This window comes from Chryseobacterium wanjuense (assembly GCF_900111495.1).
Taxonomy (GTDB): Bacteria; Bacteroidota; Bacteroidia; order Flavobacteriales; family Weeksellaceae; genus Chryseobacterium; species Chryseobacterium wanjuense.
On record NZ_FOIU01000001.1, the window covers coordinates 348,851 to 374,987 of the forward strand.

Consider the following 26,137-nt stretch of genomic DNA (forward strand, 5'->3'; position numbering starts at 1 on the left):
ACCAGGTGTACAGAAATTTCTTCAAAAGAATTACGGATTTTTTAGTGTCAATAATCGGACTGCTGGTGCTAAGTCCTATTTTTCTATTGGTCATGATATGTTTATTTTTTGCCAACCAGGGCCAACCTTTTTTCTTTCAAAAAAGACCCGGGAAAAATGGTGAGGTTTTCAGTATCATAAAGTTTAAAACCATGAATGATAAGAAAGATAAAGATGGAAATCTCTTATCAGATGCTGAAAGATTGACACCTGTGGGTATTTTTGTGAGAAAAACTTCTTTAGATGAAATTCCGCAATTGATCAATGTAATAAAAGGCGATATGTCACTCATCGGGCCGAGGCCTCTTTTGGTGCAATATTTACCCATTTACAATAATCATCAGGCAAGACGACATGAAGTAAAACCCGGAATTACAGGATGGGCACAGGTGAATGGAAGAAATGCTATCTCATGGAAACAAAAATTTGATTATGATGTTTGGTATGTGGATAATATCTCTTTTTTACTCGATATAAAAATTATTTTTCTCACCATAAAAAAAGTGTTTATCCGAGAAGGAATTTCCCAGGAAGGCCAAGCTACAATGGAATTTTTTACCAACAACGAAAATGAATAATATACTAATAACTTCCGCTGGGCAAAGGGTTTCTTTGGTTCGTGCATTTCAAAAGGAAATAAAAAAGATTGATGAGAATGGTAAAGTTTTCACCGTAGATCTTAATCCTGTTTTAGCGCCTGCTTGTCATGTCTCAGATGGATATAAACAAATTAACAGAGTTACAGAATCAAATTATATTGCCAATCTGTTAGAGATTTGTAAAAGTTGGGATATTAAAATCATAATTCCTACGATCGATACAGAACTTCTTATTTTAGCAAAGCATAAATCTTTCTTCCTGCAAAACGGGATTATTCCTATTATTTCTTCAGAAAATTTTATTGAAAAATGCAGGGATAAAAGGATCATCAACGAATTTTTTAAAGAAAAAAATATAGAAATTCCAAAGCAATTTGATAAGGATAATATGTCGTTTCCTTTATTTATAAAACCTTACGACGGATCCTTAAGTAAAGATATATTTTTAATAAAAGAACCTTCGGAACTTACTGATTATCATATGCAAAATCCTAAACTTATGTTTATGGAGTATATAGATCAGACTATTTACGATGAATATACGGTGGATACTTATTATGATAAGAAAGGAGAGTTGAAATGCGTGGTTCCAAGAAAACGTATTTTTGTAAGGGCTGGTGAAGTAAATAAAGGGGTGACGCAGAAAAACGAGATAGAAAATTATGTAAGACAAAATATTCCCCAGATTGATGGCGCGGTAGGTTGCCTTACGATGCAGTTCTTTTTTCATCCGGGGGATAAAAGAATTATTGCCATAGAAATAAACCCTCGCTTTGGAGGAGGTTATCCTTTAAGTTATCTTGCGGGAGCAAATTATCCGGGATGGATTTTAAAAGAATATTTATTGGGTGAAAATATTTCCTACTTTGATGGGTGGGAGAGTAATTTATTAATGCTTCGTTATGATGATGAGATTTTAGTTCATAATTATGAAGGGTAAATATATTATATTTGATCTGGATGATACGCTCATGTATGAAATTGAGTATCTGGAATCGGCATATCATGAAATTGCAGAATTATTGGATATTCAAAATAAGGAAATGCTTTATCAGGATATGATCAATTGGTATCATGATAAAAAAGATGTTTTCGGAATTTTGGAAGAAAAATATTCACATGCAAAGATTGATTTATTGGATATTTACCGAAATCATTTTCCTAAAATTAAAATTGCGGAAGAAGTAAAATTTGTTTTAGATTATATTATAGGGAAGTCATATAAATTAGGATTAATCACAGACGGAAGGTCAGTAACTCAGAGAAATAAATTACGGGCTTTGGATATTGAAGACCTTTTTGATAAGATTATTATTTCTGAAGAATTCGGAAGTTCAAAGCCGGATTTTAAGAATTATGAAGGATTCATGGGCACAGAAGATCTCGATTATTTTTATATCGGAGATAATACCAAAAAAGATTTCATAGCACCTAATAGCTTAGGCTGGGTTACCATCGCATTGAAAGATGCCGGAAAAAACATCCACAAACAGGATTTTGATTGGTCAGAAGAACACAGACCACAAATAATAATAAATAATATTAAAGAGATCATTAGTTATATAAACTAAGTATTTTTAAGTTTTGATTTTATAAAAAATATACACACAATGTCACAAAAAATCTGGTTATCATCTCCGCATATGGGAGGGAATGAACTAAAGTATATCAATGAAGCTTTCGCTGAGAATTGGGTGGCTCCGCTAGGGCCGAATGTGAATGGTTTTGAAGAAGACCTGGAAAAATTTTTAGGAAAAAATACCAAGATTGCTGCCTTATCAGCTGGAACTGCAGCTCTGCATTTAGCCTTAATTCAGTGTGGAGTACAGTATGGAGATGAGGTGATTTGTCAGTCGATGACGTTTTCTGCATCAGCAAATCCGATCGCTTATTGCGGTGCAAATCCGGTTTTTATAGACAGCGAACCGGAAACATGGAATATGTGTCCTGTAGCTCTTAGAAATGCTATTGAAGACAGAATCCGAAATGGGAAAAAGCCAAAAGCCATCATTGTAGTTCATCTTTACGGGATGCCTGCAAAAATGGATGAGATCGTTTCTATTGCAAAAGAATTTGATATTGAACTGATTGAAGATGCTGCAGAAGCATTAGGATCTACATATAAAGGTCAGGCTTGCGGAACTTTCGGACGTTTTGGAATCTTAAGTTTTAATGGAAACAAAATTATAACGACTTCCGGAGGCGGAGCCTTGGTTTGTCACTCTCAGGAAGATAAGGATAAAATCGTTTTTCTTTCTACTCAGGCAAGAGATAATGCGCCTCATTATCAGCATTCTCATATTGGGTTTAATTATAGAATGAGCAATATCGTGGCCGGAATTGGCAGAGGGCAGATGGAAGTTCTGAAAAATAGAGTGGAAGCCCGCCGTTCTATGCATGATTTTTATGTGGATTTATTTAAAAATATTGATGGAGTGACTGTATTTTCCGAGCCATCTTCAGATTTTTATTCTAATCATTGGCTTTCTGCAATTATAGTAGATCCTTCTGTCACAGGGAAAACAAGAGAAGAACTTAGACTGGCTTTCTTGGAAGATAACATAGAATCTCGACCGTTGTGGAAACCGATGCATCTACAGCCAATTTTTGAAAATGCACCGTATTATGGAACTAATGTTTCGGGAAAACTTTTTGATGACGGGCTTTGTCTCCCTTCCGGATCAAATCTTACGGAAGAAGAAAAGGAGAGAATCGCTAAAGTGATCAGCAATTTTTTTAGCAATTAATTCTGAATAAATGAATCAATACAGGTATTGGAAGGTTATTTTCGATTGCTTTTTTGCAGCAGTTCTTATCATTCTGTTTTTACCGTTATTGATTGTATTATTTATTGTAGCAAGTGTAGACACCCGATCCAATGGTATTTTTTGTCAAAAGAGAATCGGACAATATGGAAAGCTGTTTATTATTTATAAATTTAAAACCATTCGGGATAAAGATGAATATTGTTCCAAAACCGGATCGGTATTAAGAAAATATAAACTTGACGAATTGCCACAATTATTTAATATCATAAAATGCGAAATGAGCTTTGTAGGTCCCAGACCTGATATTGAAGGGTATTACGACAAACTTCAGGGTGACGACAGAAAAGTTTTAGAATTAAAACCGGGAATCACTTCTGAAGCAAGCATTAAATACAGTAATGAAGAAACAATATTAAAAGCCCAGAACGAACCGCTGTTTTATAATGATGAGGTTTTATTTCCGGATAAGGTTAAAATGAATTTAGTATACCTGGAAAATATGTCTTTATCAAATGATTTTAAAATCCTCACAAAAACTATATTTAAAATATTCATAAAATAAGATTAAACTATTTAATTTATTTTTGCTCATTATTTAGATTATGAAAATAAAAGAAACCCCACTTAAGGACTGCTACATAATAGAACCCACCATCTTTGAAGACGACAGAGGTTATTTTTTTGAAAAATTTAATGAAAAGAAATTCGAAGAGCTTACCGGGATGAACGGGCACTTCGTTCAGGATAATATTTCAAAGTCTTCTTATGGAGTTCTTCGTGGCCTTCATTTACAGAAAGGTGAGCATGCGCAGGCAAAATTAGTTTCCTGTCTGGAAGGCAAAGTTTGGGATGTAGCAGTGGATTTGAGGGAAGATTCTCCTACTTTCGGACAATGGTTTGGAATAGAGCTTACGGAAGAAAATAAATTACAACTGTACATTCCGCGAGGATTCGGACATGGTTTTTCGGTATTGAGTGAAACAGCCGTTTTTGCTTATAAATGCGACAATTTTTACAATAAAGAATCAGAAGGTAGTGTAAAATACAATGATCCGGAACTGAATATTGACTGGAAAATTGAAGACAAAGATGCCGTTCTTTCCGAAAAGGATCAGAATGCGCCGGGTTTTAAAGAAAAGAATTTTTAATTTCATCATATTGAAAGCCACTTTATTGAAAGTGGCTTTTATTTTTTAATCCAGGACTCTTCAATATTTTGTATCTTTGCAAACTCAAAATCAAAAAGATGCGCACAAAATCTGTAGGTAAGAAGAAAATTAATGTTGTAACGCTTGGATGTTCCAAGAACGTATATGATTCTGAAGTCTTGATGAGCCAGCTGAAAGCCAATGGTAAAGAAGTTGTTCATGAAGACAAGGGAGATATTGTGGTCATCAATACCTGCGGATTTATTGATAATGCAAAGGAAGAATCCATCAACACCATTCTGGATTATGTAGAAGCCAAAAACAGAGGTGAAGTTGAAAAAGTTTTCGTGACAGGTTGTCTTTCAGAAAGATATAAACCGGATTTAATAAGAGAAATTCCGGATGTGGATCAATATTTTGGGACAAGAGATCTTCCGATTTTGTTAAAGCACTTAGGTGCAGATTACAAGCATGAGCTGGTAGGAGAAAGAATGACAACTACTCCGAAGCATTATGCCTATTTGAAGATTTCCGAAGGTTGCGACAGACCTTGCTCTTTCTGTGCAATTCCTTTAATGAGAGGAGGGCACGTTTCCACGCCGATTGAAAAACTGGTTACCGAAGCGCAGAAATTAGCAAAAAAAGGAACTAAAGAATTAATTTTAATTGCTCAGGATCTTACGTATTACGGACTGGATATTTACAAAAAACGCGCATTGGGTGACCTTTTGAAAGAATTGGTAAAAGTAGAAGGCATCGAATGGATTCGTCTTCATTATGCTTTCCCGAGCGGTTTTCCGGAGGATGTTTTAGATATTATCCGTGAAGAAGAGAAGGTTTGCAATTATATCGATATTCCACTTCAGCATATCAATTCAGATTTATTAAAATCAATGAAGAGAGGAACTACTCATGAAAAAACGGATGCACTTTTAAGTAAATTCAGAGAGAAAGTTCCTGATATGGCAATCAGAACTACGTTAATTGTAGGGTATCCCGGAGAAACGGAAGAAAGATTCCAGGAATTGAAAGATTGGGTGAGAGAACAAAGGTTCGACAGACTGGGATGTTTCACCTATTCACATGAGGAAAATACTTCTGCGTATGTTTTGGAAGATGATATTCCGCAAGAAATCAAAGAAGCAAGAGTAGAAGAGATCATGGAATTGCAGTCTCAGATTTCGTGGGAAAAAAACCAGGAGAAAATAGGGAATATATATAAATGTATTTTTGATCGTAAAGAAGGAAATTATTTTGTTGGAAGAACAGAATACGACTCGCCGGATGTAGATAATACAGTATTGGTTTCGGCAGAAAATACGTACATTTCTATTGGTGATTTTGCTGATGTACGAATCACTTCTGCCGAGGAATTTGATCTTTATGGTGAATTAACATAAATTATTCCCATATTATTGATTTTTATTTAAAAAAATTAAAGTAAATTTATCTTTATTTTGATATTTTTTAGGGTTAACGAAAATTAACATAAATTAATTAACTTTATGATTTTGTATAATTAGTTGATTTTCAGTAATTTATAATTTCAATCTTTTAAAATGTTAAAACTTTTTTGTTTAATGTTGTGTAAATTAAATAATAAAGTATTAACTTTGCGACATGAATGGATTTTATGAGTTCTATTCACTGAATATTAGATATTTAAAATAAATCAAAACTTAAAAGATTTTGAGTAATAAAAATCTTGGAAAATTTTTTAGTTTTAATTTAGCAACGCACAAGTTGGGATGAATGTCCCATTTGAATATAAATATCATTGATGAAAAATGTAATTTAAAATCTTTAAAAACTTATGAAAAAAATTTTATTAACAGCGACTATGTTAGTCGGCTTTGCAGCGGTTTCTCAGGCTCAGCAAGGACGTGTGGGTATTAACACAAATACACCTGCGTCTACATTAGATGTTGTAGGTACTCCTACAGATGCTACTAGACCTGATGCGCTATTGGTCCCTCGATTGACAGAAGATCAACTTGCAGCTAAAAATGCTGTATATGTTGATGGTACTGCAGGTACTCCAAGTCCTCAAAATGGAGCACTAGTTTATGTAACAGCTGCAGATGGTGCAACTACTGCTAAGACTGCAAATGTTACAGCACCTGGTATCTATTATTTTGATGGTAGTGCAGGTCAAAACGTATGGAAAACTTGGGGAACTGGTGGTTCTACACCTCCAAACTTCCAAATTCAAAAAGGTAGACTTCACTCTGCAAATGCTCCTATTGTATGGGCAGCGGATGATTATTCTGTAGTTACAACTGGTATGGGGAACAGTAGCCAATTGTTATTGCCAGATGCAACAACTTTACCATTAAATTCGGTAAGATGTGTATCTTCAAACGGTCCTGGTAACGTGGGCTGGAGTCCTTCAGCTGTTGCAGGTATCACTAGAGGAATGCAAAATATTCCATCAACAGTTACTTCAGGTGGTTCATTCTGCTTTATTGTAGTTGACAATGCTGGAACACATAACTGGGGTATCCTTTCAGGTAGATAATAAATTAATAATCATTTAAAATTTTACAGATGAAAAAAATCATATTAGCTCTTTTCGTATCAGCAGGTACCTTAATGAGTGCGCAAGCTCTATCTAACGGAGAAATTGCAAATACTTTCCCTAATGAAAATATCTTTTTAGATGCTTCTACAAATAATAACTCTACAGTAAATGATGGTAAAGGTCTATTGTTTCCTACAACAGATTTGACTGCTTTTACTTTTAAAGTTGCAAGTTTAGATGGTATCAATTTTCCTTCTGCTTATGATGGTATGGTAGTATTTAACATCGGTAGTGGTAACACACTTACAAATGATGGTGTTATTTCTACTCCTGTAAGCCGTGGTTTCTACTATTTTGACAATCCTAATAAAAGTACTGATGTTACTGGAGGTAGATGGTTACCATTAGGAGCAAGTGCAAAATTCGATGTAACTACAGCTGAAACAACTACTAATACTTTAGTAAACGGTAACCAAGTATATGCTAAAAGAGGACAATTTGTTGCAAGTGGAACGTCAACAGCTCCTACTTCTTATACAAATGCGGTTATAATCCCTACTACAGGAAGTTTATACAGAATTACTATTTTCCAAGCAGGAACTAATAATGTTTATGATAATAGTGTTTATTCTTATGATAAAACTACAGGTAACTTTATTACAGGTTCTCCAAGTATGTCAGTGGTTTACCCAAGTGGAACTTATGACTATACAGTAGAATATACTAAATAAGAATTTATTCTTTAATATATAAAACCGATGAGCAATCATCGGTTTTTTGTTTTTATAAGTGAGCTTATTTTCTATGATAGTTTTTCCTGTTGTTTACAATTTATAATAAGTAGCAGTGAATCAATCAATGCCTACATATGTTTAGATTAAATTTAAACATATATTTGTTGATATAAGTTCTGATGATGTAATTAGAAGAAAAAATAAATATTTAGACAAGTTTAAATTGCTTGACATTAAATAACTAAGAGAGGGATCTACCTTATTTTTATATTTATCTAAAAACTTATATTATTGATTTTCAACGTATTTTAAAAATGAAAATTGAATGATCTACCACAAGTAGTTAAAAGTATTAACTTTTTAAGTTTTTTTTTAACATTTTTTAACAGTATGGTCTAAAACGCCTATTGATAGGGAGTTACATTGTATTTTAACATAGAATTTGGTTTTTATTAACAGTTGTTAACAAATAAAATAGGGACTTTAAAAGATTCCTGATACATTTGTCCAGTCAAAACCAATAAAAGTTCAAAGTGATGAAAAGATTCATTCTCGTAATCATAATGATGATTTCAGCCCTAGGTGTTTATTCTTTCAAGAATAGTGCCATAGATGCGAAAAAAACTAGTTATGCATCGTACTACCACGATAAATTTAACGGTAGAAAAACCGCAAGCGGAGAGATCTTTGATAATGCAAAGTTCACCGCAGCAAACAGAACGCTTCCATTCGGAACAAATATTAAGGTAACAAACCTGAACAATGGTAAAGAGGTAATAGTGAGAATAAATGATAGAGGACCTTACCATTCATCAAGATCTTTAGACATGTCTAAAGCTGCGTTCGATGAAATCGGAGATATCAGTCATGGTACGATTCCGGTGGAATATGAAATTGTCGATTAAAATTTATGATTTAAATTAAAAGCAAAGCCAACTCATTGAGTTGGCTTTTTTGTTTCTATTAGACGTCTAATTCTACTAAGGCAGGACAATGGTCGGAATGTACGGCTTCTTTCAAAATAACAGCTCTTCTGAGCTTATCTTTTAAAGTGTAAGAAGCAAAGTTATAATCCAATCTCCAACCCTTATTTCTTTCCCGTGAATTTTGTCTGTAGCTCCACCAGGTATAATTATCGGGTTCATTATTAAAGAATCTGAAACTGTCGATCAATTCGCATTCATTAATAAAATTGGTCATCCATTCTCTTTCCATAGGTAAAAAGCCGGAAACATTTTTTAAGCCAACCGGATTATGAATATCAATCGCTTGATGACAGATATTAAAATCCCCTGAAATGATAAGATTCGGAATGTCTTTCCTTAAAGTTTTAATATAATCTAAAAAATCATGGCAAAACTGCATTTTAAAATCCAGTCGTTCAATATTGGAGGCAGAAGGAACATATACTGAAATAGCCGAAAAACCGTCAAAATCTGCACGGATGATTCTTCCTTCATTGTCATAGCTCTCGATTCCGCAGCCGAACTCTACATGATTAGGTTGTATTTTGGAAGCAATTCCGACGCCGCTGTAGCCTTTTTTCACTGCCGAATGCCAATAACTGTGATATCCTAATTTTTCAAGACTTTCGATGTCTATTTGGTCGTTTCCTGCTTTGCTTTCCTGGATGCAGATAATATCCGGATCAGCAGTTGTAAGCCAGCCTAAAAAATCTTTAGTAAAGGCAGCCCTGATTCCGTTTACGTTGTATGTGATTAATTTCATCTTAAAACGATAATTTTCACAAACATAAAAAAACAGCTTTGAAAACACAAAGCTGAATATCGTAAATGTAAGATTTAATTGAAATTAGTTTTCAAAAATCGTTTTACCTTCTTTCGCTAATTTTACCTGCTCACCTTTACCAGACAATTCATACTGATCATTTTTATACAGCATTCCGGAACCTGCTTCCTGACCTTGAAGTGTTACGGTATTACCTTCGAATACTACAGTTACCGTATTTTTAGCATTGTCAAAGGTCATTTCTAATGTTTTACCATTCTTGTCTTTGGCTGTACTTTTTATAAGGTCATTTTTTGCCGCTGGAGAAGCCGTAGAAGTACTAGTACTGTCTGCAATAGGAGTTTTTTCTGGTTCCGTTGATGCTTTGGTTTTATCTTTTGTACATGAAACCAAAAATAAAGTAGTGCAAATAATTGCTAAAAAAGACTTTTTCATTATTTGTTGTTTTTAAAATTTTTATTACAATATCAAATGGTATACCATAAAAAGAAAGAAGCGGAAAAAATCTATAGATTTTTTCCGCGCCCTTGTCACCCAAAATTAAACTATGAAAACTATTTGGGTTCTAAAATACTGAAAGGAATTATACATTCTTCCAATGAAATTCCTCCATGTTGGTAAGTTTCTTTATAATAATTTACAAAGTGATTATAATTCTTCGGATAGGCCAAAAAGATATTGTTTTTGGCAAAAATATATTTTGAGCTTAGATTTCCTTTTGGTAAAAACAGTTTTTCCGGATTGGTAATAGCCCACACATCGCTGTCGTCGTATGTCAAACTCTTACCCGTTTTGTATCGGATATTGGTAGAAGTTTCTCTGTCGCCCACTACTTTACTTGGTTTTTTTACATACACTGTTCCGTGATCGGTCGTGATTACCAATTTGAATCCGCTTTCTGCAGCTACTTTAATAATTTTCATTAAAGATGAGTTTTCAAACCAGTTTAAAGTTAATGATCTGAAAGTCTTATCATCACGAATCAGCTGATCAACGATATGATTGTCTGTTTTTGCGTGAGACAGGATATCGATGAAGTTGTAAACAATTACTAAAAGGTCATTGTTTTTGTGCTGATTAAAGTCGTCGTAGATTTTTCTTTCAAAATCGGCATTCAGAACTTTAAGATATTTCATTGATTTGGAGCCTAAACCGATTCTTTTCATCTGATCTTCAAGAAAATCGCGCTCGAATTCGTTTTTGTTTCCTTCTTCATTATCATTAAACCATTTGTCCGGGAAACGTTTTTCAATCTCGGAAGGCATTAAACCTGCAAAGAAAGAATTCCTTGCATACTGTGTTGCCGTAGGAAGAATACTGTAATAATAATCTTCTGAAACTTTATTGTAATATTTCGTGAACAACGGCTCAATCATTTTCCACTGATCATAACGAAGGTTGTCGATCATCAGCAAAAGCACTTTCTCTTTTTCTACTTCAGGCTTTACTTTTTCTTTGAAAAGGGTATGGCTCATGATCGGTTTTTCCGTGTTGTGCAGCCAGTCTTCGTAATTGTTTTCAATGAATTTTGCGAACTGAATATTCGCTTCCTCTTTCTGCGATTGAAGAAGATCTGCAAATTCATTGTCCGTTACTTTATCAAATTTAATTTCCCAGTTAAGGATTTTCTTATAATATTCAGCCCAATCCTGATAGCTTCTTAAATAAGACAATTCCATAGAAAGGTTTCTGAATTCCTGCTGGTATTGTAAAATCGTTTTCTGCTCAACAAGATTGTCCTGCTGAAGGTTTTTCTTTAGTGATAATAAGATCTGATTAGGATTTACCGGCTTCAGAATATAATCAGCGATCTGAGAACCGATGGCCTCTTCCATAATATGTTCTTCCTCACTTTTCGTCACCATTACTATTTTTAAAGAATTATCCTTGTCTTTAATCATAGGAATGGCTTCAAGCCCCGAAATTCCGGGCATATTCTCATCAATAAGTGTTAATGCGAATTTTTCAGAATCCATTAATTCCAATGCCTCATTCACGTTATTCACAGGGGTTATCTGGTAACCTTTTTTCTCTAAAAATACGATGTGAGGTTTAAGTAAATCTATTTCATCATCTATCCATAATATCTTTTCCGACATAATTTATTTTTTACATGGTTATAGTATCAAATTGCTGACCAATTCTTTCTAAAAACTGCCAAAATCAGCAAGTATAAAGTTAAATATTAGTTAAATGAAAACATAACGGAATATTCTTGTTTTTGTTTCATTTAATGACCGTTCTTTATGTAGTCCAAAGCTCTTTCCAGAACTTCATCTCTGCCTTCCCGAATTCCTTTTACAGAAGGCTTTATCATAATATCAGGAATAATCCCGATTCTCTGCGTCTCTTTTCCATCCGGATAATACGCGCCCAATCCTGTGAAACACGTTTCCAGATCAGCAATATTAAATCGGATAATATCGCCGTTGGCTCCCGCAGTATTGCTTCCAATCACCTTTGCTTTTGGATGTTGCTTAAACATCATTGTCGTCGTCTCGGCCTGGCTTTGCGTATTTTCATTCACGAGCACTACAACATTTCCTTTATAATAATCCGGGTTGTTTCTTCCGATACTGTTTTTTCGGCTATAAAATTTACTCAAATAATTTGTATCCGGAAAATTAAATTGATAATAAATCGTATTTTTTGGAAGCAACATCCTGCTCAAAGGCAAAATCGTCTGTTTTGGATAATTTCTTAAATCAAAAATAATAGATCCGGTTGATTTTAAAGTATTGTACATTTCATCCAGATCAGTCTTTTCAATAACGCCCATATTGACGTATCCTATTTTCTTTTCATCATCAATAAATTTCCATTTTTCAGGCTGCGTGGGTTTTTCGGAAATAATGTCTTTTAAAAGAAAAGTTTTTAGTTGTAAAGCTAAATTTTTCCCGTCTCTTTCGATTTTAAGTTGGATTGAATCGCCGTTGGTCATTAAAAAGAGGTTTTTCGCTTTTTTAATTTTTCCCCACGAATTGGAAGCGGGAATATATTTTCCAAAGGCATTCACCTTTTGCGGAATGGTCAGTCCGTTAATGTCATAAATAATATCTCCAACTTTTAAAGGATTTTCTTCGTTAAATGTTGTAGAATTGATTTTTGTAATCACCAATTTTCCCTCCGCATAAGAATATTCTACCGGAATACTTTTTCTTCCGTATTGGTTTAAGCTAATTAATCTTGAAAACAAAAAAGCGTGTGAATCATCAATTTTTGTCACCAATTCTGCCAAAGTCAGTTGATAATTTTCATCATTGGTAATGGCGACAAACTTGGGAATCATTTCCGTTAAAACATCGTTCCAGTTTTGATCGGTTCCGTATTTGTAAGGAAAAAAATACTCTACATAATTCCAATATCTGAACAATTCGAAAAGGCTGATCTGTTTTGAAGTAAATTTTGAACCGTAGGAATTTTCATTCCTGAAATAAACTTTTCTTCCCCCTTTTCCGAAATAATGATTTTCCCCTAGATTTCTATTGTTTTGAATAAATTGTAATTTTTGAATCACATTTGGAGTAAAAATCTCCTGATTATTAATCCAGTTCAAATCGAAATTTTTCAGGAAAAAGATTTTGTTATCTTCTTTCAAACATTCTTTACATTCATCTACTTTTCCCAGACTTTCAAGCCAGTTAGAATATAATTCATTTAATTGATTTTTATCGTTAATATTTTCAAGTTCACTGATTTTTTGAAACAACTGCTGATCCCAATTGAAGTTTCCTTTGGCAACATTCGGATGATAATATTTTAAAAATCCCCAGACTTTGCAGAGCGATTCCAGTTTTTGAGTCTCAGATAAGGCCTGTGCCGAAAAATGTAAGCTGAAAAATAATATGATAAAGATTGAGAATTTTCTCATTAAAAGATATTCGAATTTGTATCAAAGATAATTTTTAAACACAGATAACACAAATATTTTCACGAATGACGCGATTCATAAAGATAAGTTTGGGCTAAAGCCCGTTCCTATTGATAGAAGCTAATTAATCAAGAAAATTTGCATACAGCCTCTGCTGAGTGAAACGCCTTTGCGAACGAAAAATATACATGGCAATTTAAAGAAAATCTTTGCGGACTTTGCGTTAAAATAAATATTCATGAAAACCATATCCGTGCTATTTGTGAAAATATTTGTGTTATCTGTGTTTAAATCAAAAAATGTTTAATAAAAATTAATCATCCCTAAAATTTAAAATCCATAAATTTGTCTATTAATTGACGTTTCAATGCAGAATAAGCTAAAAATCATCAACGATCCCGTTCACGGATTTATCAAAATTCCACATGAAATTTTATTCGATATCATCGAGCATCCTTACTTCCAGAGACTGAGAAGAATAGGGCAGACCGGACTTTTGAATCTGATTTTTCCCGGGGCGACGCACACGAGGTTTCATCATGCTTTGGGAGCGATGCATCTGATGTTTACGGCTTTGGAAACATTGAAACAAAAAGGCGTAAAAATTTCCGAAGAAGAAGAAAAAGGAGCGATGTTGGCTATTTTAATGCATGATATTGGTCATGGTCCGTTTTCTCATGCATTGGAAAGTATGCTGATGGATGATTGGCATCATGAAAATCTTTCGTTGTTATTAATGAACAGGTTGAACGATCAATTTAAAGGAGAGCTTTCCGTTGCGATTGAAATGTTTCAAGGGAAATATCATAGAAAATTTTTCAATCAGTTGATTTCTTCTCAATTAGATGTCGACAGGCTTGATTATTTAAAGCGAGACAGCTTTTTCACAGGAGTTTCTGAAGGAAGTATCAATACACAGCGAATTATTTCCATGATGAATGTTTGCGAAGAAGGAGAGCTGGTGATCGATGCAAAAGGAGTTTATTCTATTGAAAACTTCCTGACAGCCAGGATGTTTATGTACTGGCAGGTGTATTATCACAAAACTTCGGCGTTGGCAGAATTTCTTTTGGTAAAGATCTTAGAAAGGGCAAAACATCTTGTTTCTCTCGGGGTTGATCTTCCGGCGACAGAGAATCTTAAATATTTTTTATACCGCGGAAAAAGTGCGGCGACGGATGAAGATGTGGAAAGATTTACCCAGCTTGATGATAACGACGTGATTCAGGCGATGAAAAACTGGCAGAATTCTGATGATTTTGTATTGTCTTACTGGTGCAGATGTGTCACTCAGAGAAACCTTCCGAAAACGATTATTTCTTCCCATTCTTTTGATCCCCAATTCATTGAGGAAAAAATAAAAAAAACCAACGAATATTTCGGAATTGATAATGGCAGTGAATTGGTGCATGAAATTAAAAGAAAACTCCTGCCGTACAATACGGAAAAGCAGCCCATTTATTTGCTTCAGAAGAGCGGCGAAAAAATACGGCTGGAGGACTCGCAAGACCAGCTTTTATCAGGATTAATGGTGAATAAGACCACGAGATTTATTTTAACCTTTCCGAGAGATATTTCACACACAATTTCTTAAAGTATATTAAAATTTACGATCCGAAAACCAAAAAATGTTTGCGAATTATAGAAATTCTTATCTTTGCAGAATATGGAATTTACAGCTTCGCAAATTGCAAGTTTTATTGACGGAAAAATAATAGGTGACGGAGAGGCACTTATTACTGGTGTTTCGCCTATTGAGAGCGGGGAAACAGGACATCTTTCTTTTATAGCACAAGATCGGTTTTCTCATTATCTGGACACCTCAAAATGTTCCGTTATCATTGTCTCGGAAAAGCTTTTAGCTAAAGAAAATTACAATCCTACTATAATTGCCGTAAAAGATGCCTATCTTTCGTTCCAGGTTTTAATGAATCTGTATCAGGAAATGCAGGGCAGAAAAGAGGGAATCGAAGACGGTTCTTCTATTCATGAAACTGCAGTGATTGGTGATAAAGTATATATCGGAGCATTTACCTATGTTTCTGAAAAGGCTAAAATCGGGGAAGGAACACAGATCTATCCGCAGGTTTACATCGGAAAAGGCGTAAAGGTTGGAAAAAACTGCAAGATCGACAGCGGAGCAAGAATCTATGATTACTGCATTATTGGTGACAATTGTGTGATTCATTCCAACACGGTTGTTGGGGGAGACGGATTTGGATTTCAGCCGACTGCAGATGGATTTAAAAAAATTCCTCAATTAGGAAATGTGATCATTGAAGATGATGTGGAAATTGGTTCCAATTGCAGTATCGACAGAGCTACCATCGGTTCTACGGTCATCGGAAAAGGAACTAAAATTGATAATCTGATCCAGATTGCACACAACGTGAAAATCGGTCAGAATAATGTAATTGCGGCTCAGGCGGGAATTGCAGGTTCCACAACGATTGGAGACTGGAACCAGATCGGAGGTCAGGTCGGTGTTGTAGGTCACATCAAAATTGGAAATCAGGTAAGAATTCAGGCTCAGAGCGGGGTGAATTCGAGCGTTAATGATAAAGAGACATTGTACGGTTCACCGGCAATCAGCTACAATGACTATCTTAGAAACTATGTTCATTTCAGAAATTTTACTGAAATTGTTAATAGAATAAATAATCTTGAGAATAACTCAAAAGATAAAACTAATGAGTGATATGCAAAAAACACTTCAGCAAGAAGTGACACTTTCCGGAATCGGACTTCACACAGGTAAAGAAGTAAAACTTACCATCAAACCTGCTAAAGAAAATACAGGTTTTGTTTTCGTAAGAACAGATCTAGAGGGGCATCCTCAGGTCGAAGCTGATGTTAATTATGTTGTAGCAACAGAAAGAGGAACGACATTAGAAAAATTAGGAGTAAAAATCACGACTTGTGAGCACCTTTTGGCGGCCTTGGTAGGATGTGATGTAGACAACGCCATGCTTGAAATGGACGCTTCCGAACCTCCGATTTTAGACGGATCTTCAAAATATTTTGTAGAAGCAATCGAAAGTGTAGGAGTAGTAGAACAGGGTATTGCCAGAGAATACTTGGTTATAAAAGAAGTTCTTACCTACAACGACCCTGCTACAGGATCAGAAATTACAATTATTCCTTCAGATACATACGAAATTACAACAATGGTAGATTTTGGAACCAAAGTGTTGGGTACCCAGAATGCTACTCTTAAAAATATTTCAGAGTTTAAAGAAGAAATTTCATCTGCAAGAACGTTCAGTTTCCTGCACGAATTGGAAATGCTTTTAGATCACGGTTTGATCAAAGGTGGAGATATTTCCAACGCTATTGTTTATGTAGATAAGGATCTTACACCTGATACTACAGAAAAACTGAAGAAAGCTTTTGGAAAAGACAATGTGTCTATCAGACCCAACGGAATTCTTGATAACTTGAACTTAAACTATCCTAATGAAGCTGCAAGACACAAATTACTTGACGTGATCGGTGATTTAGCTTTGGCAGGAGTGAAAATAAAAGGTAAAGTAATTGCCAACAAGCCAGGACATTATGTAAATACTCAGTTTGCGAAAAAACTGAATCGCCAGTGGAAATTGCAGAAAAAGAAAAACGTTCCTGATTTTGATTTAACCAAAGAACCGGTTTTCGACATCAACGGAATCATGAAGCTGATGCCTCACAGACCGCCGTTTTTGTTAATTGATAAAATTCTTGAGCTTTCAGATTCTCATGTTGTAGGGCTTAAAAATGTTACCATGAACGAGCCTTTCTTCGTTGGACATTTCCCGAAAGAGCCTGTAATGCCGGGAGTTTTACAAGTGGAAGCATTGGCACAGACAGGAGGAATCCTTGTATTGGCGAGTGTTCCGGATCCTGAAAATTACTCTACTTATTTCATTAAAATTGATAAGGTAAAATTCAAGAGAAAAGTAGTTCCGGGAGATACTATTATTTTCAAAATTGAATTGATCGAGCCGATCAGAAGAGGGATCGTTCACATGCAGGGATACGGATATGTGGGAGATACTGTGGCGGTAGAAGCAGAATTAATGGCTCAAGTTGCAAAAAATAAAGTTGATTAAATGATTCATCAATTAGCAGCCGTAGATAAACGTGCGAAAATCAGCAAAAATGTAATCGTAGAACCTTTTACTACCATTGCAGGAGATGTGGAAATCGGAGAAGGAACTTGGATCGGCCCCAATGTTACCATCATGGATGGAGCCAGAATTGGTAAAAATTGCAGAATTTTTCCGGGTACCGTTATTTCAGCGATTCCGCAGGATTTGAAATTCGATGGTGAAGATACTCAGGTAATTATCGGTGACGATACCACAATCAGAGAATGTGTGACGGTAAACAGAGGAACGAAAGCTCTAGGGTATACGAAAATCGGTAAAAACTGCCTGATTATGGCGACTTCACATATTGCACACGACTGTGTCATCGGAGATCACGTTATCATCGTAAACGGTTGTGGTATTGCAGGACACGTAGAAATAGGTGATTATACTGTAATGGGAGGTTTATCGGCTGTGCACCAGTTTGGTAAAATCGGGAAGCATGTGATGATTTCCGGTGGAACTTTGGTGAGAAAAGATATTCCGCCTTATGTAAAGGTAGCAAGAGAACCTATGTCTTACGCAGGAATTAACTCGGTAGGATTGAGAAGAAGAGGCTTTACCAACGAAAAAATCTTTGAAATTCAAAAAATTTACAGAGCGATTTTCCAGATGAAGATGAATGTTTCTCAGGCAATTTCCCACATCGAAAAGGAAATGCTTCCTACTGCGGAAAGAGACGAAATTCTTCAGTTTATCCAAAACTCTCCGAGAGGTATCGTAAAAGGATACGGAACCGGAAAAGAATAATTAATATCATCACAAATGAAAAGTTTAATCTTACTACTCATGCTTTCTGTTACATCTTTACTGTTTGGACAGCAAATGGAAGGATTAAAAACTGAAAAAACAACCAAAACTTCAATCATGGAAAGAAAACTTCCTGAGAAGTCTAATGATAGTATTGCTAAAAATAATTTAAATGATATTCTGAAACAGCAGAATACTTCTACATCTATTTTTGGGACTGCCAATCAGTACAATTCTGAGGTTCAGATGAATGTAAACAAATTACAGAATAATGTAAATACGTTTAACAATAATACATTCAACAGAATGATGCCTCAGGGGCAGGGAATACAGTTTAATAAAAGAAAATAAATACATACAAAATTAATGGCAACAAGTAACGATATCAGAAAAGGTCTGTGCATTGAGTACAGTAATGATATTTTTAAAGTAATTGAGTTCCTTCACGTAAAACCAGGGAAAGGTCCTGCTTTCGTAAGAACAAAATTAAAATCTGTAACGAACGGAAAAGTAATCGACAATACATTCTCTGCTGGTCACAAAATCGACGAGGTAAAAGTTATCACTAGAAAATATCAGTATCTTTATGATGATGAGAATGGTTTCCACTTCATGAATAATGACGACTTCTCTCAATTATATTTAAATAAAGAAATGATCGAAAACTCTAATCTGATGAAAGCAGGTGAAGAAGTAACGATCATCTTGAAGGAAGCTGATGAGACTCCGCTTTCTGCAGAATTACCACAGTCTGTTTATTTAGAAGTTGTAGAAGCTGATCCGGGAGTAAAAGGGAACACGGCTACCAACGCTCTTAAAAACGCTATCGTTGAAACAGGAGCAAGAGTAATGGTTCCTTTGTTCATCGAGCCGGGAGACAAAATCAAAGTAAGCACTGAAGACGGTTCTTACCTGGAAAGAGTAAAAGAATAATTATTCAAAATAATAGGAAGCTGGAAGTATAACAACTTTCAGCTTTCATTTTTTATGGCAGCTATTGTAGTTTATCCTGAGCTTGTCGAAGTTCTCATAAACTGGCTGCGATTTTAAGTTGAAAAAACAGAACCTTGTCAAGGTTTTAAACCTTGACAAGGTTGATAAATTTAAACATCATTTAAAACATATGACGTTTCATCAGCCACAAAAACTGAAAACTATTGCAGATCTTATCGGGGCAAAATTCATTGGTTCAGAAGATTTTGAAGTCTTGGGAACTAATGAAATCCACATGGTAAGACCCGGAGATATAGTTTTTGTAAATCATCCGAAATATTACGATAAGGCTTTAAATTCTGCGGCTACCATTATTTTAATTGATAAAGAAGTGGAATGTCCGGAAGGAAAAGCACTTTTGGTTTCTGATGATCCTTTCAGGGATTTTAATAAAATTAATACTCATTTCACCAGAATATACAACTTCACGGAAGAGCTTCACGACGCTGAAATTGGTGAAGGAACAAAAATTCATCATTCTGCAGTGATCGGCAACAACGTGAAAATCGGAAAAAATACCCTGATCTTCCCGAATGTTGTGATTGGCGACCGAACGGTGATCGGAGATAATGTGATCATCCAGGCGAATACTGTATTGGGTGGCGACGCTTTTTATTACAGAAAAGTAAATGGAAATTTCGACCGTTTAATTTCTGTGGGAAACGTTGTGATCGAAAACAATGTAGAAATCGGAAACGGATGTACGATCGACAGGGGAGTTACAGATTCTACTGTCATCGGCGAAGGCTCTGTTTTGGATAATCAGATTCAGATTGGGCATGACACGGTGATCGGTAAAAAATGTCTGATTGCTTCTCAGGTGGGAATCGCAGGATGTTGCGTGATCGGTGATGAAGTGACTTTGTGGGGGCAGGTTGGTATCGCTTCCGGCAACAAAATAGAGGGAGGATCCGTCATTTTAGGAAAAACAGGCGTCAACAGAGACCTTGAAAAAGGAACCTACATCGGTATGTTTGCGGAAGATTTTAAAACATATCTGAAGAAAGAAGTAAAACTGAGAAATCTCAAATAAACAAATTGAAAGTTTTATCTTAAATCAAAGAAAAATAAGTAAATTTGTGAGCATTAATAAATTAAAAAAATAAATTAAAATTAAAATAAAATGTCAATTTTAGTAAACAAAGATTCTAAAGTAATTGTACAAGGATTTACAGGGAACGAAGGGACTTTCCACGCTGGCCAGATGATCGAATACGGAACAAACGTAGTAGGTGGTGTTACTCCGGGAAAAGGAGGTAGCGAGCACCTTGGGAAGCCTGTATTCAATACTGTAGCTGATGCTGTTGCAAAAGCCGGAGCAAACGTGAGTATCATTTTCGTACCACCTGCATTTGCTGCGGATGCTATTATGGAAGCTGCGGAGGCAGGTATCAAAGTTATCGTATGTATTACTGAAGGTATTCCTGTAGCAGATATGGTAAAAGTAAAATCTTACATCGCTGACAGAGACTGCAGATTGATCGGTCCGAACTGCCCTGGAATCATTACTTCTGAAGAAGCTAAAATTGGTATTATGCCAGGTTTCGTTTTCAAAAAAGGTAAAGTAGGTATCGTTTCAAAATCTGGTACACTTACTTACGAAGCTGCTGACCAGGTAGTAAGAGCTGGTTATGGTATTTCTACAGCAATCGGTATCGGTGGTGATCCAATCATCGGAACTACAACTAGAGAAGCATTAGAATTATTCATCAACGATCCCGAAACTGAAGCAGTTGTAATGATCGGTGAGATCGGTGGTGGTCTTGAAGCGGAAGCAGCAAGATGGTACAAAGCTAGTGGTTCTACAAAACCTGTGGTAGGGTTTATCGCAGGACAAACGGCTCCTAAAGGTAGAACAATGGGACACGCTGGTGCGATCGTAGGTGGTGCAGAAGATACAGCTCAGGCAAAAATGGAGATCATGAGAGAAAACGGAATCAACGTTGTAGATTCTCCGGCTGATATCGGTGCAACAGTTGCAAAAATATTAGGATAACATAAAACATAACGATATGAAAAAATTTTTATTAGCCTCTGCATTGGCCTTTTCTACTTTGTCATTCGCTCAGATTGATCTTAAAAGTACAAGATTTGGTGTTTCTGTAGGAGGTAACTATTCAGGTGTAAAAAACGCTCACAATCCTTCTGGGAAAAGATTTGCCGTTCAGGCTGGAGTTTTGGCTTTAATCCCTTTGGGTAAATCAAATCAATTCTTCCTTCAACCAGAAGTTCAATATTTTGGAGCTGGAGAAACCGGAAAGAACAAAGATGCTAAAGGAGTTGATGGCTATGATGCTGTTTACGCTAATAATTATCTGAGTGTTCCGATCAACTTTAAAGCTTATTTTTCTGAGGCAGAATCTGAGTTTTTTGGAGTTATAGGTCCTAGATTTAATTTCTTATTAAATCAGAAAGTGAAAAACGCTCCTATATCAAGACCGTATTACGATCCTGATTATGAAGTTCCGGGCAATCCGCAATTGAACGGAAAAGCAAGCAGCTTCAATTTTGGAGTTGGTCTGGGAGTAGGGTATAGCTACAAGAGACAGCTGGAACTTACGGCAAGATATGATTTTGGTCTTTCAGATACTTATCCGGGACTTAAACATGAGCCGAAAGGATCTGACAAAAGTAAGTCTGAACAAGTGCTTAGCTTGAGCTTAAGTTACATCTTTAAATAGAATAAGAATTTATTTCATTTAAAACATAAAAACTCCCGAAACTTAGTTTCGGGAGTTTTGTTTTTTATAATTAATTTTAATGAAGATAGAGATTCTTTTTCTCTGTGCTCACGAGTAAGAGCCTTTGCTGAGTGAAACGCCTTTGCGAACTTAAAAACAGATAGTAGTCCAAAAAATCTTGGCGACCTTATCCCTTAATCCACTTCCAGATTTCCTTCAAGGTAGCCTTATTTCCATACATCAAAATTCCCACCCGGTAAATTTTTCCGGCTAAAAAAATCATGAAAATAGTCGTTCCCAAAAGCAATGCAATCGACAGAGCAATCTGCCAAGCCGGAACTCCAAAAGGAATTCTCGCAATCATCGCAACAGGCGAGGTAAATGGAATGATAGACAGCCAGAAACCAAGCGGTCCGTCCGGATTATTCATCAAAGAAAAACTTCCATACATTCCCAAAGTCAGTGGTAAAATAGCAAATAAGGTGAATTGCTGTGTTTCCGTTTCATTATCCACAGCAGATCCGATTGCGGCGTAAATTGAGCTGTAAAAGATATATCCCAACAGGAAAAACACGATAAATACAAAGATAATTAAAGGAAAATTGAGTTCTAATAAACTATGGGAAACCTGAGTTGCGATCTGGGCGATATCAAATTTGCTCGCCAGTTCTTCGTTTCCCCCCGGAATATTTTTTTGCAAAGAAAATCCGGTATTGAGAACCAAAGCTCCGATCACAGACATCGTAATCCAGATAAGAAACTGGGTCAAAGCGACCATCGTTACGCCTAAAATTTTACCCATCATTAGCTCAAAAGGTTTTACAGAAGAGATGATAATTTCCACCACACGGTTGTTTTTTTCTTCCAAAACGCTTCGCATCACCCTTACACCGTAAATGATGATAAACATGAAAGTTACGTACATCAAAAGAATACTCAGTCCGCTTTTCACCCCAAAAGCAAGGTCAGAATCTTCTTTGTTGTTTTCGGAAACGTTGATGGTTTTTAAAGTAAAACTTTTATCGAGATTGATGAGTTGTGTTTCGGCAATGCCCAACTGTTTGATCTTTTCTTTTTTGATCACATCAGTGATGTCGGAAACGATTTTTTGCTTGGTATCAAAACCGATTTTACTGTTGATGATAAGTCTTGTATTTTGCTGTAAATCATCAAAATTCCGGTTTTTTAATTCCGGTAAAATTAAAATTCCATCCAATGATTCATTGTCTTTCAGATTATTGATTTTTGACTTTTCATCGGCTGCGGAAACAAAAACATAATTAAGCTGGTCATCAGATTTTAATTGATTTTTAAATAATCCGCTTTTATCCACCACTTCAATGATGTTGTGGGATTCATTAGCTTTAAACATTAAACCGATAACCGCCCCGAAAGCCACCAATAAAACCGGAGCCAGAAGCGTTAATATAATGAAGGATTTTTTCTTAACCTGCGTAAGAAATTCTCTTTTGGTAATTAAAAAAATGTTGTTCATAATTAAGAATTGTTGCTTACGGCATTGATAAACACTTCATTCATACTCGGAATTCTTTCGTCGAATGATCTCACTTTTCCTACATGTACAAGATCCAGAAGGATGTGGTTCTGGTCGGCTTCGTTTTTCAAATCAAAGGAAACCAGGTTGTTTTGATGGGATAAATTAAAAATTTCATACTTATTTTTAAAACCTTCCAGCTGAGAATCATTTACTTCAGAAAGGGTAATTCCGAAAATATTTTTCTTAAATTTTTCTCTTACGTCAAAAACTCTTCCATCGATAATCTTTTTAGAATTATTAATTAAAGCGACATAATCACACATTTCCTCCACACTTTCCATTCTGTGGGTGGAAAGGATGATCGTAGTTCCGTTATTTTTAAGTTCAATGATTTGATCTTTAATTAAGTTGGCATTTACCGGATCAAAACCTGAAAACGGCTCATCAAGGATCAATAAATGCGGTCTGTGAAGAACAGTTACTACAAACTGGATCTTCTGAGCCATCCCTTTTGAAAGTTCAGACAGTTTTTTCTTCCACCATTGGTCGATGTGAAGTTTGTCAAACCATTTTTTGGCTTCGTTCAGAGCATCATTTTTACTCATGCCCTTCAGTTCTCCGAAATAAAGAAGCTGGTCACCCACGGTCATATTTTTATAAAGCCCCCGTTCTTCAGGCATATAACCAATGTCTTTAATATGATGAGGATTAAGCTTCTGTCCGTTGATCTGTACTTCTCCGGAATCTGCTTGAGTAATCTGGTTGATGATACGGATGAAAGAAGTTTTTCCGGCTCCGTTCGGGCCTAAAAGACCATATACGCTGCCTTTTGGAACATGGATGCTGAAATCATCCAAAGCTACTTTTTTACCGGCATTGTAGGTCTTTCTAATATGTTCTGCTTTTAGCATTAATTTGTTTTTACTTATTAGTATCAAAAAGTTCCGAAAGTTACGGAATTATTAAAACAGATTAAGCCTAAAAGAAAAAATCCTGATGATTATCAGGATTTAAATTATTGTTTTACGATCTGGGTAACTTTCATTGTATTGTCGCTCAAAATATAGCGAATCAAATATTTTCCGGGTTTTAATTTTTCTATATTGATCTCCCCCGAATTCATATTTACCGAGTAACTCGCAACTTGCGTTCCCAGAATTGAATAAAAAATCACACTTTTGATTCTTAAGTTAGAATCTTTTGCCTTAATGATAAGGAAATCCTTCGCAGGATTTGGATAGGCAACAAGCACCCCATCGTCAGATTTCTGACTAAAGGAACTAGGTTCCTTTATCTGAGCTTTCATATTGTTGGAAAACCCAACAAAAGCGCCTAAAAAGATAAATAAAAGTAAAAGTTTTTTCATCAAATTATAATTTCTCAAGTATTTAAAAACAAAAATAAAAAATTCTACAATCTCTTGCAATAGTTTTTTGTAGAACTTGTAGTAAATTTGTATTAAATTTTATTCAAAAAGTATTCCAAAAATGATACATTCAAGAAATAGAAGGCTGAGAGTAAACGAATCTCTAAGAAGTATGGTAAGAGAATGCACCCTTACAACCAATGATTTTGTAATGCCGATCTTCGTAATGGAGGGCGAAAACAAGCAGGAACCGATCCCGTCGATGCCGGGAATTTTCAGGAGAAGCATAGATCTGACGGTAAAGGAGTGCAAGGAATTATTTTCTTTGGGTGTAAAATCTGTCAATTTGTACATGAAAGTTTCGGAACATCTGAAAGATAACACAGGAAAAGAAGCCTGGAACAAAAACGGATTGATGCAGAATACGATCAGGGCAATTAAAGATGCCGTGCCGAAAATGGTGGTAATGCCTGATGTTGCTTTAGACCCTTATTCAATCTACGGTCACGATGGTATTATCGAAAACGGAAAAATCGTAAATGATGCCACCAACGATGCTTTGGCAAGAATGTCTGTATCTCATGCAGAAGCCGGGGCTGACATTGTGGCACCAAGTGATATGATGGATGGAAGGGTTCAGGTAATTCGTGAGGCATTGGAAGAAAGCGGGTTCACGGATGTCGGAATTTTGAGCTATGCGGCAAAATATGCAAGTTCTTTTTACGGACCTTTCAGAAGTGCTCTAGACAGTGCTCCGAAAGACAATATGGAAATTCCGAAAGATAAAAAAACATATCAGATGGATTTTCACAATTCACGGGAAGCATTAAATGAAGTTTTCAAAGATATTGAAGAAGGTGCCGATATCATCATGATCAAACCGGGACTTCCGTATCTGGATATCGTTTCCAAAGTACGTGAAGCGATTGATCTTCCGATCGCAGTTTACAACGTGAGCGGAGAATATGCCATGGTAAAAGCAGCTGCACAAAACGGCTGGCTGGATAATGACAAAACAATTATCGAGAGCTTAACTTGCTTTAAAAGAGCCGGAGCAGATATGATTTTTACCTATTTCGCGAAAGAAGCAGCGATTCTTTTAAACAAATAGAAATTTTTCATCAATAGGAACGGGCTTTATCCCGTTTAATAAAAAAATAGAAATTCAATTGGCTTTAGCCAAAACCTAAAATAAACCATAATCGCTTGGTTTAAAAACAAGTTTGGCTAAAGCCTTTTAAAAATGTGTAATCGACAAAGCGGGCTAAAGTCCCCTCTATTGATTGATTTTTG

At 35.6% G+C, this 26,137-nt stretch carries 27 protein-coding genes; 20 read left to right on the top strand and 7 right to left on the bottom strand.

Features of this window, described 5'->3' with window-relative positions; all coding sequences use genetic code 11:
• Positions 1-5 precede the first annotated feature (5 nt).
• From BMX24_RS01555 to BMX24_RS01600, 10 genes are all read left to right on the top strand, one after another.
• Positions 6-617, top strand: a complete 612-nt coding sequence (locus tag BMX24_RS01555) for a sugar transferase (RefSeq protein ID WP_089790330.1) — start codon at positions 6-8, stop codon at positions 615-617.
• Positions 610-1,578 (top strand): ATP-grasp domain-containing protein, encoded by a 969-nt coding sequence (locus tag BMX24_RS01560; protein ID WP_089790331.1) that lies wholly within the window; start codon positions 610-612, stop codon positions 1,576-1,578. The genes BMX24_RS01555 and BMX24_RS01560 overlap by 8 nt, the downstream gene beginning before the upstream one ends.
• Positions 1,568-2,209, top strand: a complete 642-nt coding sequence (locus BMX24_RS01565) for an HAD family hydrolase (RefSeq protein WP_089790332.1) — start codon at positions 1,568-1,570, stop codon at positions 2,207-2,209. Before BMX24_RS01560 ends, BMX24_RS01565 begins: the two co-directional genes overlap by 11 nt.
• 39 nt (positions 2,210-2,248) lie before the next feature.
• Complete coding sequence (locus BMX24_RS01570) at positions 2,249-3,385, top strand: aminotransferase class I/II-fold pyridoxal phosphate-dependent enzyme (RefSeq protein WP_089790333.1); 1,137 nt, start codon at positions 2,249-2,251, stop codon at positions 3,383-3,385.
• Positions 3,386-3,395: 10 nt separating this feature from the next.
• Entirely contained in the window at positions 3,396-3,968 is a 573-nt protein-coding gene (locus BMX24_RS01575; RefSeq protein WP_089790334.1) for a sugar transferase, read from the top strand.
• 40 nt (positions 3,969-4,008) lie between these two features.
• Complete coding sequence (gene rfbC, locus BMX24_RS01580; RefSeq protein ID WP_089790335.1) at positions 4,009-4,554, top strand: dTDP-4-dehydrorhamnose 3,5-epimerase; 546 nt, start codon at positions 4,009-4,011, stop codon at positions 4,552-4,554.
• Positions 4,555-4,652: 98 nt separating this feature from the next.
• Positions 4,653-5,954: a 30S ribosomal protein S12 methylthiotransferase RimO gene (gene rimO / locus BMX24_RS01585; RefSeq protein WP_089790336.1), complete on the top strand. Its 1,302-nt coding sequence runs from the start codon at positions 4,653-4,655 to the stop codon at positions 5,952-5,954.
• 413 nt (positions 5,955-6,367) lie between these two features.
• Positions 6,368-7,072, top strand: coding sequence for a hypothetical protein (locus tag BMX24_RS01590; protein WP_089790337.1), 705 nt, complete (start codon positions 6,368-6,370; stop codon positions 7,070-7,072).
• Positions 7,073-7,101: 29 nt separating this feature from the next.
• Positions 7,102-7,806: a hypothetical protein gene (locus BMX24_RS01595; protein WP_089790338.1), complete on the top strand. Its 705-nt coding sequence runs from the start codon at positions 7,102-7,104 to the stop codon at positions 7,804-7,806.
• Between the two features lie 536 nt (positions 7,807-8,342).
• Positions 8,343-8,714, top strand: coding sequence for a septal ring lytic transglycosylase RlpA family protein (locus tag BMX24_RS01600; protein WP_089790339.1), 372 nt, complete (start codon positions 8,343-8,345; stop codon positions 8,712-8,714).
• A 58-nt stretch (positions 8,715-8,772) separates the two neighbouring features.
• Here BMX24_RS01600 and BMX24_RS01605 read toward each other — a convergent pair whose 3' ends face one another.
• The 4 genes from BMX24_RS01605 to BMX24_RS01620 all read right to left on the bottom strand — a co-directional run bounded on the left by BMX24_RS01605 (position 8,773) and on the right by BMX24_RS01620 (position 13,429).
• Positions 8,773-9,537: an exodeoxyribonuclease III gene (locus BMX24_RS01605; RefSeq protein ID WP_089790340.1), complete on the bottom strand. Its 765-nt coding sequence runs from the start codon at positions 9,535-9,537 to the stop codon at positions 8,773-8,775.
• Positions 9,538-9,621: 84 nt separating this feature from the next.
• Positions 9,622-9,993 carry an MliC family protein gene (locus tag BMX24_RS01610; protein ID WP_089790341.1) on the bottom strand — a complete coding sequence of 124 codons (372 nt, stop codon included), beginning with the start codon at positions 9,991-9,993 and terminating at the stop codon, positions 9,622-9,624.
• Between the two features lie 119 nt (positions 9,994-10,112).
• Positions 10,113-11,657, bottom strand: a complete 1,545-nt coding sequence (gene porX, locus BMX24_RS01615) for a T9SS response regulator signal transducer PorX (protein ID WP_089790342.1) — start codon at positions 11,655-11,657, stop codon at positions 10,113-10,115.
• Between the two features lie 131 nt (positions 11,658-11,788).
• Positions 11,789-13,429, bottom strand: coding sequence for a S41 family peptidase (locus BMX24_RS01620; protein WP_089790343.1), 1,641 nt, complete (start codon positions 13,427-13,429; stop codon positions 11,789-11,791).
• A gap of 367 nt (positions 13,430-13,796) precedes the next feature.
• Between BMX24_RS01620 and BMX24_RS01625 the strand changes: the two genes are divergently transcribed.
• The 9 genes from BMX24_RS01625 to BMX24_RS01665 all read left to right on the top strand — a co-directional run bounded on the left by BMX24_RS01625 (position 13,797) and on the right by BMX24_RS01665 (position 21,980).
• The gene (locus BMX24_RS01625; protein WP_089790344.1) at positions 13,797-15,023 is read left to right on the top strand and encodes an HD domain-containing protein; all 1,227 of its coding nucleotides are present in this window, start codon (positions 13,797-13,799) and stop codon (positions 15,021-15,023) included.
• 72 nt (positions 15,024-15,095) lie between these two features.
• Entirely contained in the window at positions 15,096-16,127 is a 1,032-nt protein-coding gene (gene lpxD, locus BMX24_RS01630) for a UDP-3-O-(3-hydroxymyristoyl)glucosamine N-acyltransferase (protein WP_089790345.1), read from the top strand.
• Positions 16,120-17,517, top strand: coding sequence for a bifunctional UDP-3-O-[3-hydroxymyristoyl] N-acetylglucosamine deacetylase/3-hydroxyacyl-ACP dehydratase (locus BMX24_RS01635; RefSeq protein ID WP_089790346.1), 1,398 nt, complete (start codon positions 16,120-16,122; stop codon positions 17,515-17,517). The genes lpxD and BMX24_RS01635 overlap by 8 nt, the downstream gene beginning before the upstream one ends.
• Positions 17,518-18,306, top strand: coding sequence for an acyl-ACP--UDP-N-acetylglucosamine O-acyltransferase (gene lpxA / locus BMX24_RS01640; RefSeq protein ID WP_089790347.1), 789 nt, complete (start codon positions 17,518-17,520; stop codon positions 18,304-18,306).
• 15 nt (positions 18,307-18,321) lie between these two features.
• Positions 18,322-18,657 carry a hypothetical protein gene (locus BMX24_RS01645; RefSeq protein WP_228404631.1) on the top strand — a complete coding sequence of 112 codons (336 nt, stop codon included), beginning with the start codon at positions 18,322-18,324 and terminating at the stop codon, positions 18,655-18,657.
• Positions 18,658-18,672: 15 nt separating this feature from the next.
• Positions 18,673-19,239: an elongation factor P gene (gene efp / locus BMX24_RS01650; RefSeq protein WP_089790349.1), complete on the top strand. Its 567-nt coding sequence runs from the start codon at positions 18,673-18,675 to the stop codon at positions 19,237-19,239.
• Between the two features lie 190 nt (positions 19,240-19,429).
• Positions 19,430-20,332 carry a UDP-3-O-(3-hydroxymyristoyl)glucosamine N-acyltransferase gene (locus BMX24_RS01655; RefSeq protein ID WP_089792674.1) on the top strand — a complete coding sequence of 301 codons (903 nt, stop codon included), beginning with the start codon at positions 19,430-19,432 and terminating at the stop codon, positions 20,330-20,332.
• A 90-nt stretch (positions 20,333-20,422) separates the two neighbouring features.
• Positions 20,423-21,295, top strand: a complete 873-nt coding sequence (gene sucD / locus BMX24_RS01660) for a succinate--CoA ligase subunit alpha (protein ID WP_089790350.1) — start codon at positions 20,423-20,425, stop codon at positions 21,293-21,295.
• Positions 21,296-21,311: 16 nt separating this feature from the next.
• The gene (locus tag BMX24_RS01665; protein WP_089790351.1) at positions 21,312-21,980 is read left to right on the top strand and encodes a porin family protein; all 669 of its coding nucleotides are present in this window, start codon (positions 21,312-21,314) and stop codon (positions 21,978-21,980) included.
• A 187-nt stretch (positions 21,981-22,167) separates the two neighbouring features.
• Here BMX24_RS01665 and BMX24_RS01670 read toward each other — a convergent pair whose 3' ends face one another.
• From BMX24_RS01670 to BMX24_RS01680, 3 genes are all read right to left on the bottom strand, one after another.
• Positions 22,168-23,475, bottom strand: a complete 1,308-nt coding sequence (locus BMX24_RS01670) for an ABC transporter permease (RefSeq protein ID WP_089790352.1) — start codon at positions 23,473-23,475, stop codon at positions 22,168-22,170.
• 2 nt (positions 23,476-23,477) lie between these two features.
• Complete coding sequence (locus tag BMX24_RS01675) at positions 23,478-24,389, bottom strand: ABC transporter ATP-binding protein (protein WP_089790353.1); 912 nt, start codon at positions 24,387-24,389, stop codon at positions 23,478-23,480.
• Positions 24,390-24,493: 104 nt separating this feature from the next.
• Positions 24,494-24,844 carry a T9SS type A sorting domain-containing protein gene (locus BMX24_RS01680; protein ID WP_089792676.1) on the bottom strand — a complete coding sequence of 117 codons (351 nt, stop codon included), beginning with the start codon at positions 24,842-24,844 and terminating at the stop codon, positions 24,494-24,496.
• A 121-nt stretch (positions 24,845-24,965) separates the two neighbouring features.
• Between BMX24_RS01680 and hemB the strand changes: the two genes are divergently transcribed.
• Positions 24,966-25,955, top strand: a complete 990-nt coding sequence (gene hemB / locus BMX24_RS01685) for a porphobilinogen synthase (RefSeq protein WP_089790354.1) — start codon at positions 24,966-24,968, stop codon at positions 25,953-25,955.
• The last annotated feature ends 182 nt before the right edge of the window (positions 25,956-26,137 follow it).

Coding starts and splice junctions, on each gene's coding strand:
- BMX24_RS01560 (WP_089790331.1), top strand. CDS start 610: ATGAATAATATACTAATAACTTCCGCTGGGCAAAGGGTTTCTTTGGTT.
- rfbC (WP_089790335.1), top strand. CDS start 4,009: ATGAAAATAAAAGAAACCCCACTTAAGGACTGCTACATAATAGAACCC.
- BMX24_RS01645 (WP_228404631.1), top strand. CDS start 18,322: ATGAAAAGTTTAATCTTACTACTCATGCTTTCTGTTACATCTTTACTG.
- lpxD (WP_089790345.1), top strand. CDS start 15,096: ATGGAATTTACAGCTTCGCAAATTGCAAGTTTTATTGACGGAAAAATA.
- BMX24_RS01565 (WP_089790332.1), top strand. CDS start 1,568: ATGAAGGGTAAATATATTATATTTGATCTGGATGATACGCTCATGTAT.
- sucD (WP_089790350.1), top strand. CDS start 20,423: ATGTCAATTTTAGTAAACAAAGATTCTAAAGTAATTGTACAAGGATTT.
- BMX24_RS01605 (WP_089790340.1), bottom strand. CDS start 9,537: ATGAAATTAATCACATACAACGTAAACGGAATCAGGGCTGCCTTTACT.
- BMX24_RS01570 (WP_089790333.1), top strand. CDS start 2,249: ATGTCACAAAAAATCTGGTTATCATCTCCGCATATGGGAGGGAATGAA.
- BMX24_RS01680 (WP_089792676.1), bottom strand. CDS start 24,844: ATGAAAAAACTTTTACTTTTATTTATCTTTTTAGGCGCTTTTGTTGGG.
- BMX24_RS01675 (WP_089790353.1), bottom strand. CDS start 24,389: ATGCTAAAAGCAGAACATATTAGAAAGACCTACAATGCCGGTAAAAAA.
- BMX24_RS01590 (WP_089790337.1), top strand. CDS start 6,368: ATGAAAAAAATTTTATTAACAGCGACTATGTTAGTCGGCTTTGCAGCG.
- BMX24_RS01575 (WP_089790334.1), top strand. CDS start 3,396: ATGAATCAATACAGGTATTGGAAGGTTATTTTCGATTGCTTTTTTGCA.
- BMX24_RS01625 (WP_089790344.1), top strand. CDS start 13,797: ATGCAGAATAAGCTAAAAATCATCAACGATCCCGTTCACGGATTTATC.
- BMX24_RS01610 (WP_089790341.1), bottom strand. CDS start 9,993: ATGAAAAAGTCTTTTTTAGCAATTATTTGCACTACTTTATTTTTGGTT.
- rimO (WP_089790336.1), top strand. CDS start 4,653: ATGCGCACAAAATCTGTAGGTAAGAAGAAAATTAATGTTGTAACGCTT.
- BMX24_RS01655 (WP_089792674.1), top strand. CDS start 19,430: ATGACGTTTCATCAGCCACAAAAACTGAAAACTATTGCAGATCTTATC.
- porX (WP_089790342.1), bottom strand. CDS start 11,657: ATGTCGGAAAAGATATTATGGATAGATGATGAAATAGATTTACTTAAA.
- efp (WP_089790349.1), top strand. CDS start 18,673: ATGGCAACAAGTAACGATATCAGAAAAGGTCTGTGCATTGAGTACAGT.
- BMX24_RS01620 (WP_089790343.1), bottom strand. CDS start 13,429: ATGAGAAAATTCTCAATCTTTATCATATTATTTTTCAGCTTACATTTT.
- BMX24_RS01670 (WP_089790352.1), bottom strand. CDS start 23,475: ATGAACAACATTTTTTTAATTACCAAAAGAGAATTTCTTACGCAGGTT.
- hemB (WP_089790354.1), top strand. CDS start 24,966: ATGATACATTCAAGAAATAGAAGGCTGAGAGTAAACGAATCTCTAAGA.
- lpxA (WP_089790347.1), top strand. CDS start 17,518: ATGATTCATCAATTAGCAGCCGTAGATAAACGTGCGAAAATCAGCAAA.
- BMX24_RS01595 (WP_089790338.1), top strand. CDS start 7,102: ATGAAAAAAATCATATTAGCTCTTTTCGTATCAGCAGGTACCTTAATG.
- BMX24_RS01635 (WP_089790346.1), top strand. CDS start 16,120: ATGAGTGATATGCAAAAAACACTTCAGCAAGAAGTGACACTTTCCGGA.
- BMX24_RS01665 (WP_089790351.1), top strand. CDS start 21,312: ATGAAAAAATTTTTATTAGCCTCTGCATTGGCCTTTTCTACTTTGTCA.